Origin of the sequence: Vibrio nigripulchritudo ATCC 27043 (genome assembly GCF_000222685.1) — a bacterium.
Lineage (GTDB): Bacteria > Pseudomonadota > Gammaproteobacteria > Enterobacterales > Vibrionaceae > Vibrio > Vibrio nigripulchritudo.
Window position 1 is genome coordinate 1 of the sequence record NZ_AFWJ01000122.1, and the last position, 5,940, is coordinate 5,940.

Annotated in this window: 5 protein-coding genes; 2 read left to right on the forward strand and 3 right to left on the reverse strand. The window is 42.4% G+C overall.

The annotated features are described in order from the left end of the window. Positions 1-278: galactose-1-phosphate uridylyltransferase (galT, locus tag RH89_RS11990; RefSeq protein WP_139063275.1), on the reverse strand; the 278-nt coding region annotated here is incomplete at its 3' end. Between the two features lie 41 nt (positions 279-319). Further along, on the reverse strand, positions 320-1,948 hold the full coding sequence (locus RH89_RS11995; protein WP_004402140.1) for a SulP family inorganic anion transporter: 1,629 nt from the start codon (positions 1,946-1,948) through the stop codon (positions 320-322). A 237-nt stretch (positions 1,949-2,185) separates the two neighbouring features. Here RH89_RS11995 and kduI point away from each other — a divergent pair, with 237 nt between their 5' ends. Then, on the forward strand, positions 2,186-3,022 hold the full coding sequence (gene kduI, locus RH89_RS12000) for a 5-dehydro-4-deoxy-D-glucuronate isomerase (protein ID WP_004402141.1): 837 nt from the start codon (positions 2,186-2,188) through the stop codon (positions 3,020-3,022). A 70-nt stretch (positions 3,023-3,092) separates the two neighbouring features. On the opposite strand, the gene RH89_RS12005 is transcribed toward kduI, so the two are convergent. Next, entirely contained in the window at positions 3,093-3,701 is a 609-nt protein-coding gene (locus RH89_RS12005; RefSeq protein ID WP_004402142.1) for a hypothetical protein, read from the reverse strand. Positions 3,702-4,929: 1,228 nt separating this feature from the next. Here RH89_RS12005 and RH89_RS12010 point away from each other — a divergent pair. Continuing rightward, the coding region (locus tag RH89_RS12010; RefSeq protein ID WP_139063274.1) for a hypothetical protein at positions 4,930-5,940 on the forward strand (1,011 nt) is incomplete at its 3' end.

Here is a 5,940-nt window from a genome sequence, read left to right on the forward strand (position 1 = left end):
GAACCTGCTGATGGCACACTTTCTGTAAGCGCCGCAAAGTCATTTTTGAAAACGTAGGTACCTGAATAATCGGGATTCACATCTCCGCTGATCCGCGTGTTCGACGGGCAGAGAAAACAGTCCGGCTCGTAAGATGGTAAAGCCTGCTCATCGTTCATTTCCTGTTGCCCTTGCCACGGCCTTTTGGCGCGATGCGGCGACACCAGTACCCACTCTTCCGTCAGCGGATTGTATCGACGATGCGGATGTTCTGTGGCATCAAATATTTCAGATAACATGTCATTCATTACTGCTTATCCATTCTCTGGTCTATGGAAGACTAGGTTGATGCCATGTCTGACATCAGCCGCGTTAAACTGGGGTAAAACTGACGCTCTGAGAACGTCTTGTCCCCTTTGAGCAAGCTCTCTCGTGGCGTGTTTTTGAAACGACAAAAGAACACTTGTTTACCAGAAGACTGGGAGAACTCCGCTAGCATGCGCACCCCCAGATGATCAATAAAGTTGATGCCACGCCCTAAAATGATGATGTTAGGTGTGTCGATACTCTGTAGCTCGCTGTGCAGATGCTGAACACTGCCAAAGAAGATTGAACCGTTAATCCGAACCACCTGCACTTTCCCGTTAAGCCTTTTGTCCATCGCCAGTTCTTCGCAATCCAGATGATCCACTACCGGTCTGGACGTGCGGCGCAAATAAAAGAACAGGGAAACAGCCACACCCACATAAATCGAGAGCTCTAGGTGCATAGTCAGTGCGGCAACACAGGTTGAAGCTAGCACCATGGCTTCTTTTCTGTCGTGTCGAACCACATCGAGAATATGAGGCACATCAATAAGGTTAAACGCGACAACCAGCAGGATACCCGCCATTCCGGCAATGGGGATGTACGCGGCATATTTAGCGAAAAACAACATGATGACCGCAAGGAAAATGGCGGCAAACACTGCCGCTAACGGGGTCTTGGCTCCGCTCGCATAGTTCACACCACTGCGCGTGAATGAACCGGAGGACACGTAACAGGAGAAAAACGAACCCGCGATGTTTGATAACCCTTGCCCGATAAACTCTTTATTGCTGTCGATGTTCTGCTTGGATTTTAAGGCGACTGAACGGGCTATGGAGATGGCTTCGACCAACCCGAGTAGAGCCACGGCAACAACCCCACTGATCATAGAGTCATAAGGAAAGGCTGAAACATCAGGAACAGAAAATGGAGGAAGACCGCCAGAGACTTCACCCACTAATGAAATATCAAACCCGGCACCATTCATGCTGAAAGCCAGTGCCATTGAAACCATCATCGCGATCAGCATATAAGGCAATCGCGGCGAAAGGTCTTTGATTACGATACAAGTCAAGATGGTCACCACACCAATCAAGAGCGGTGCGATATGAAAGTCATTCAGGTGTTGCCAACCTAATACAAGGTTGTCTACAGCGGTTGCACCGGATGGGTAGTTCAAACCCAGCATATGCTTGATCTGGCTGGCGCTAATAACGATCGCAGCACCCGCAGTAAAGCCCAGTACCACGGAATGAGACACAAAGTTAACCACCGCCCCAAACCGAAGAAGCCCTAATACCAACTGAACAATGCCAGCAAACAAGGTGAGGGAAATCGCGAGTTGTATATAGAGATCGCTGCCTGGCGCTGCAAACTGACTGACTGTTGTAAAAACGATAACGGATAAAGCAGCAGTGGGACCTGAAATTAAATGATGAGATGAACCGAATAGCGCAGCAACTACAGCCGGGATGATTGCCGTGTACAAACCGTATTCAGGTGGCAGGCCAGCAATCATGGCGTACGCCACACCTTGTGGAAGAACAATGATGGCACCCGTTAGCCCTGCCAGTAGATCGGCTTTTAAAGTCGATGCACTGATGTTTTTCCCCCAGGAGATAAAAGAGAAAAAGCTCTTAGCTGTTAGGCGCTGTTTTTTCATTGAAGACGCTCCGATTCGCTCAACCACTTACTGACTGATTTGACGCCATTATACGAATAAAAAACGCACCAACAACATTTTTAAAAAGCCGTTTCATTTATTTTTGTTGTTAAATAGAAATTATGTGACAGGGATTATAAAACGGCATTTCAAAAATTTATCGATAATCATCTCAGTGATAGAGTGAAGCTCATCAAGGGTAACGTCCCTGCCTTTAGTCATAAGAGAGAACAAACAATGGAAGTACGCCAAGCTATTCACAGCGAGCATGCGAAAACGCTAGGAACAGAAGCACTTAGAAATGAGTTTCTGGTAGAGAACATCTTTGTTGCCGACCGACTGACGTTAACATACAGCCATATTGACCGAATCATTTTTGGTGGTGTGCAGCCAGTTGAAACCACAGTACAGCTAGACCCAGAACTGGGCGCTAAAATCGGCGTAGATTACTTTCTGCAACGAAGAGAACTTGGCTTAATCAACGTAGGTGGCGATGGTGTAATCGTGGTTGATGGCGAAGAATACAGCATCAATCATCAGGAAGCGCTATACATTGGACAGGGTGCAAAAGAAGTGACCTTCTCTAGCGTCGACTCAGCAAACCCAGCTAAGTTTTACTATAACTGTGCCCCTGCACACACTCATTACCCGAATAAGAAAATTACACTGGAAGAAGCCGCTCCGGTCACTTTAGGTGACGTAGCAACAAGCAACAAACGTACTATTTACAAGTACATTGTTCCTGATGTATTGCCAACGTGTCAGCTACTGATGGGGCTGACTAAACTGGAAGATGGCAGCCTCTGGAATACCATGCCGTGTCACACACACGATCGCAGAATGGAAGTGTATTTCTACTTCAACATGGATAAAGACGCAGCCGTATTCCACTTTATGGGTGAACCTCAGGAGACTCGTCACTTGCTGATTCACAATGAGCAGGCAGTGATCTCACCAAGCTGGTCAATTCACTCTGGTGTTGGTACTCAGGCGTACACCTTTATCTGGGGTATGGTTGGCGAAAACCAAACCTTTACCGACATGGATCACATTCCTGTCGAAGATCTAAGATAAGCTAAGGTCTTATTTTCTGCCTGACCCTATCCCCCCGTAAAGGTCAGGCAGAGCTATGAACGCTGTAGGTTCAATTATTCCCTGGGGGTGTGATGTGTTTTTCGTTATTTAGCTTATCGGCACTCAACATAAGTTCGAGCACCAATAACTGGTATTTATCAAGTGTACTCTCATATTCCAACTCAGAGCGAAGTGACTCGTATAAGGCAGCTCGACGAACCTTCATTTCTTCATTTGAAAACGAGCCTAATGTGTTGACCTGCTTAATTTCATCAATACTCATATCGTAGAAATCAATTTTTTCATTTATTTGATCTAATAGGACTTGATACCGTCGGTTATGAGCACGCCATTCTGCTTCTACAAGTTTATTTCTCATTAATTGAAGGCGCGCACGATTGGTCACCATTTTTTCTACCAAGGAAACTTTTAAGTCCATTATTGGTAGCGAATCCTGAATCTCAAGCCCTCTCTCTGACACAAAGTACCTGCCCACAGAGACCAGAACCAACAGTAATACAGCATAGATAGCAATGATTTTATACAAAAGAGGAAGGCTACTACCCCGATAACGATATGACCTCGTTACAATGCCTCGTTGCCTTTTGTCTTTTAGTTTATTCGTCCTAACGACTATTTCATTATCACTACCGACAACATCCTTGTTTAAGTTACACATATTGTCACCCAGTAAGCCGATCGTTCAGGAGGACATTAGCCAACAACTTACAACACCTTTGTCCACACTATAACTATGGAAATACCATACTAGCACAACTATTCCGTGCCACTCAAACACCTCTATCGCAAAGAACAACCATTGTGAACAAATCCACATTTCTGACTAAGACAACTCCATTCTGGCTTAGTCGCCAACCTTACTGAGTGAGAAAGGCTTGTCTGTTACGGGTTATCTCTCAGGGTATTAAGAGTCGCTGTAATATATTAAATTCTGTTGTTTCAACGCTTAACAAACTATGCTTCGTTGTAATAGCAATAATGTTAGACCGTATATTTTAGGTGCATTACACAACTGAGCATTACTGTGAAAAAGCTACCTTGTAGGCACATGGAAACCACGATTAAAGAACAATCAAAACAAATGAATCTTCTAAACTAGATATTGAAGCCAGTACAAAAATTAATGGATAGACAAGAGTAAATAAAAGTTAATCTGAAAACTTTATAGAATAAAAGCCTGTAACAAATACATTTAAATATAGATTAAATAGTTACACAAAAAGCTCACAATAAAATGAAATAAGCTCAGAAACTTAGCAACAGAAATCAGAAAATCATAATTAAAACGCAATTTCAATATATTTATTAACTAAATTATTTCACTTACACTACATAAACGACGATATAACCTTTATTTTTAATAAAATAAAATAAATCAAAAATGTTTCACAACTCATTGTTATTAAACAACTAATAACAAAAGACACATTCAAACCCCTTAATCAGAAAAATATCTAACCACTTATTTTTTAAGGCTTTTAATAAATACTAAACGGCATGTTATATAGGTGCACTTTTGACATATTTATAATCCAAGTGATAGCATTTTACAAAATATGAATAATTACAAAAAATCACACTTTCTTACACCAAATTTTTAAGGAGAGATTTGAGAAAAGAATTTACTTCAGTTAATAACATTTCAAACAAACGTTTATATTTAAATTATTTTTTCACCTATAGATTATGTATTTCAAAGTTGACTGGCTTCTTATTCGATAACATCGAATATTTAGTTACTTATTACGCATATATAAAAGTCAACAGTAGATTTACGAGGAGTTCTTATGGGCGCACTTAAGTTATTCATACCAATTGTAATCATTATATTAGTTGGCTGTGACGCAGAGTCAGAAACAAAAACAGTGTCTTCAAATGGCACTATTGTGTCAGATCAGAATAATAATTCATCACAATCTCAGGAAATCAAAACCGTTCAACCAGAAGAAAATGCAACATCCGTTGACGGTAACGAAACATCTAACACCAACAAGCATGAATCGAAACCACACCAAAATGTCCCCAGTTCTGGTACTTCTGATGAAAGCGAAACTGAGTCAAACAATGAAGTAGAAGAACCCGAAATAGATCATTCTCCCAACACCACCACAAGTGTCCATAAAACCGACAATACCGCAGATGACTCCGCTGAAAGCGAGTCCGAATCCAGCATTGATATTGATGCACCCGATATAAGTCACCCCTATGCTGAAACCAGTAATGACTCAAACGATGCAAATAACTCCTCTACCCAATCCGAAACTACCGAAAATAAAGAGCAAGTTGAAGCCGAATCCACTGAATCGACTAACACAAATACTTCCTCGGAAACTACCAGTTCAGAGCAGACCACCAGCGAGCAAGCGACTGCTGAGACTCAATCAAGCGTTGAGAATACAGAACAAACTTCGAGTCAATCGGAAGCTAAAGACAATACTGAGCAAGCTACTTCCGAACCTACTGAGACTCAGGTAAACAATGAGATTGCAGATCAAACTTCGACTCAATCGGAAGCTACAGATAACACTGCGCAAATTGCTACCGAATCTACTGACACTAACGTTGCTGATAGCACCTCTGAATCAACCAGTTCGGAGCAAACTACCAGCGAGAAAGTGGCTGCTGAGACTCAATCAAGCGTTGAGAATACAGAACAAACTTCGGCTCACGCAGAAGCTACAGATAACACTGCGCAAATTGCTACCGAATCTACTGACACTAACGTTGCTGATAGCACCTCTGAATCAACCAGTTCGGAGCAAACTACCAGCGAGCAAGTGACTACTGAGACTAAATCAAGCCTTGAGAATACAGAACAAACTTCGGCTCACGCAGAAGCTACAGATAACACTGTGCAAACTGCTACCGAATCTGCTGACACTAACGTTGCTGATAAC

Excerpts from the sequence above, each read along its gene's own strand:
- RH89_RS11995 (WP_004402140.1), bottom strand. The coding sequence starts at position 1,948 with ATGAAAAAACAGCGCCTAACAGCTAAGAGCTTTTTCTCTTTTATCTCC.
- kduI (WP_004402141.1), top strand. The coding sequence starts at position 2,186 with ATGGAAGTACGCCAAGCTATTCACAGCGAGCATGCGAAAACGCTAGGA.
- RH89_RS12005 (WP_004402142.1), bottom strand. The coding sequence starts at position 3,701 with ATGTGTAACTTAAACAAGGATGTTGTCGGTAGTGATAATGAAATAGTC.